4 protein-coding genes are annotated in these 3293 nt (G+C 27.2%); 3 read left to right on the forward strand and 1 reads right to left on the reverse strand.

All coding sequences use genetic code 11. The annotated features are described in order from the left end of the window. Positions 1–294 precede the first annotated feature (294 nt). A complete protein-coding gene (locus ACJTHF_RS13930; protein ID WP_107610494.1) occupies positions 295–501 on the reverse strand; it encodes a hypothetical protein in 207 nt (68 codons plus the stop codon). A 105-nt stretch (positions 502–606) separates the two neighbouring features. On the opposite strand from ACJTHF_RS13930, the gene ACJTHF_RS13935 reads away from it, so the two are divergent. The 3 genes from ACJTHF_RS13935 to ACJTHF_RS13945 all read left to right on the forward strand — a co-directional run bounded on the left by ACJTHF_RS13935 (position 607) and on the right by ACJTHF_RS13945 (position 3216). Next, the gene (locus tag ACJTHF_RS13935; protein WP_232166061.1) at positions 607–1380 is read left to right on the forward strand and encodes a hypothetical protein; all 774 of its coding nucleotides are present in this window, start codon (positions 607–609) and stop codon (positions 1378–1380) included. A 294-nt stretch (positions 1381–1674) separates the two neighbouring features. Next, positions 1675–2598: a protein rep gene (locus tag ACJTHF_RS13940; RefSeq protein WP_232157392.1), complete on the forward strand. Its 924-nt coding sequence runs from the start codon at positions 1675–1677 to the stop codon at positions 2596–2598. A 438-nt stretch (positions 2599–3036) separates the two neighbouring features. Continuing rightward, positions 3037–3216, forward strand: a complete 180-nt coding sequence (locus ACJTHF_RS13945) for a hypothetical protein (protein WP_058590897.1) — start codon at positions 3037–3039, stop codon at positions 3214–3216. Positions 3217–3293 lie beyond the last annotated feature (77 nt).

The raw sequence follows: 3293 nt of genomic DNA on the forward strand, positions 1-3293 counted from the left end.
AATTTGCGATTAAACTTGCTAGAACTGAATAAAGAAAAATAGTTATATTCATGTAATCCCTCCATTTTTTATTATTCACTAGGTGGCGCTTGCGACACTCATAGATTTTTAAAAATGGAATATATAAAATTCAGGAGACTTTTATGCCGAGAAAACTTTTTGAAAAAGAAAAGAACCCTAAAATAAACTTAAAGCGCAAGCGTTCGGATAGCGTAAGCTATTAAACCGAACGATTGACACGCTTTGGGTTTTTAGGGTTCAAAGTTTCTATTCAAAAAGGAAATTGGAATAAATTCAAGTTCTATTTGTTTTATTTTCAGTTTGAATGTTTTCTTGATTTTTATTTTTTAATTCATTTACTTCTTTTTCTATTTGTTTAATTTTAGAAAAATGATTTGTGATTAATTTTATAATATAAATAATTAAGATAACTAATAGAACATTAAGTATAGTGATTATAGTAGTTCCGGTTGAAAATGTTCCTAATATTAAGTTAAGCATACTTTACCTCCAAAATAATTTTTAAAATGAATATTATAAATATTATACATTTTAATGGAAAAAATTGATAATATTGATTTGTAAAAAAAATATAGGAGGAAGAACATGAAAAAAATATTATTTTCAATAATTGTTTTAGCTTTAATAATTACTATTATTTTACCTCATGATTCAGAAGTTAAGGCAGTAGAAAGCAAGGATATTCAACAAGATTACATAAAAACTATGACTTTAGTAAAACAAGAAATTGAAAAAGGGAATGTAAATAGTCCAGAAGAAGTGGAAGTTTATCAAGAATTTATGAAAAAGTATTCTGAGAAAGATATTAATAATTTAATAGAAAAAAATTTAGAGGCGAATTTAAACGAAGCTAATCAGATAGCTTCTAGTCAAGAATTAGGTAAAAATGATAAAACTGTTAATCAATTAAGTGATGGTTCGCTTGTAGTAGCTGAAAGTAGCGATAGTGAAGATATAAGTGAAAATACTGGAGGGATATCACTTCGTGCTGCTAAAAAGAGTACTAGTGGTAAAGCGCATGTAAGTCGTTATACATATACAGTATATGGACCACATCCTGTTGCCAAATTGAAAAATACAACTCGTTATAAGGTATATAAGACAAAAGTACAAATTACTAGTGTTTCATCGCAAGGATCTAGTTCATTTTATCCTGCTACAGTAACAAAATTAAAATCTAAAAAATTAGGGAATAATACTAAAACTGCATCAGGCATAACTAATTTTAAATATACTGCTGGTCTTCCTGGGAAAGAACTTATGAGAAAATATCCTTCTGTAAAAACAACAATTAAAATTAAATCACATAAAGGAAAAACAGTTAATTATTCAATTACACATAAAACAAGTGGTATTTAAGTATAACTTTAGAAATAAAAAAATATTCTAGTTTTAGGTGTGTTTCTTTATTGTGTTTTTGGGATTGAAATGTTTTTTTTCTTATCTTGATAATAAGGGTAACTATTACAGAGTATGATAGTTACCCTTAAAGCATTGGTATATCTGGATTTAAACACAAAAAAAGTTGCTTTTCCTTACCTAGTGATGTAATGTTTTAGGTGTCTAATCAAAAACTTTACAAGAAAGGGGAAAAAGCAACTTTTTTTATTATCATAGTTTGTGAGAAACTAGGTTGTTTTTAATATTAATAACATGGATAAGTATACTGAGAAGAAACTTAGAAATCAAGTATTTCAGAAATTTATAGAGCGACATGTAGGAGAAAATCAAATGACATTGGTACGGGAATGTAATACCTTTTTGTCTTTCGTGACAGATAAGTCGTTAGAAAAAAATAAGTTATATAAGGCTAATTCGTGTAAAAATCGATTTTGTCCGGTTTGTGCTTGGCGTAAAGCGAGAAAAGATGCGTTGGGTTTATCTTTAATGATGCAGTATGTACAAAAAGAACATAAAAAAGAATTTATATTTTTAACGTTAACCACACCTAATGTATCTAAAAATGGATTAGAAGATGAAATTAAGCATTATAATCAATCTTTTAGAAGATTGAGTAATAGAACGAAATTCAAGAAAGTTGTTAAGGGTTATGTAAGGAAATTAGAGATTACATACAACAAAGAGCGGGACGATTATAATCCCCATTTTCACGTTTTAATTGCAGTTAACAAATCTTATTTTACAGATAAAAATTATTATATTAGTCAGAAAGAATGGTTAAATTTATGGCGAGATGTGACGGGAATGCCAGAAATTACACAAGTTCATGTTGAGAAAGTTAAGGCTAATAATGACAAAGAACTTTATGAAATGGCTAAATATTCGGGTAAAGATAGTGATTATTTAAGTAATCAAAAAGTATTCGACGCGTATTATCGTTCTTTAAAAGGTAAGCAGGTATTGGTGTATTCAGGATTATTTAAAGAGGCGAGAAAGTTATTAAAAAATGGCGATTTAGATTATTTAAAAGAGATTGATCCAACTGAATATATCTATCAAATTTTTTATATTTGGAAACAAAAAGAATATTTAGCGAGTGAACTGCATGATTTAACAGAACAAGAAAAAAGAGAATTAAATCATCAAATGATTGATGAAATTGAAGAAGAAACATAAAGTGTTGGTCTTAGACTGACACTTTTTTTATTGTTAAATATATGGTCGCCTGCCCCTGTGGGAACTATAAAAAAATGTGTGCAAATTAATTTGCATGTAGATGGGCAGTATTAAACATAATACTGGTAAGTTACAACGATATTAGGTTGATTTTAAAATTGTTGAACGAGTTGGATTTCTACAAGCTAAGATAAAAAAACAGTAAAGGATACATTTAAGGTACAAAAAAGGTTACATGTTTATTACGAGTTAATTGTATATTAAATGTACTCTTATTTGCTTCTCATTTGCCCTGTAAATGCATTTTTTAGTCTTGTTAATACTTAAAGAGGGTTTAAATATTAAAAAGGCTAAAATAGCCCTTAAAATTCAAAATAAGACTATTTAATAAAATTATGTCATTTGATTTTTATTATAATTTAAATAAGGAGGAAGTATATGAAATTCTTTGATTTTTCTTTTACCTTTGCGATAGCATTTCTTTTAGCTGATATTGGTATTATATATTGGGTTTATACTGGAGAATTTAATTTATATTTATTTGTTATACCAGTTTTTCTTTTGATTTTTTCTTTGATATATTTGGCTGAATATAATAAAAAATATAGAGATAAGTAAAAAACACAACTTTAAATCGGGTCTACTCATACTACTGAGTAGACCCGATTTTTATTTAGAAGATTTTTCATAGATAT

Origin of the sequence: Mammaliicoccus sp. RAM2 (assembly GCF_045897195.1) — a bacterium.
GTDB lineage: Bacteria > Bacillota > Bacilli > Staphylococcales > Staphylococcaceae > Mammaliicoccus > Mammaliicoccus sciuri.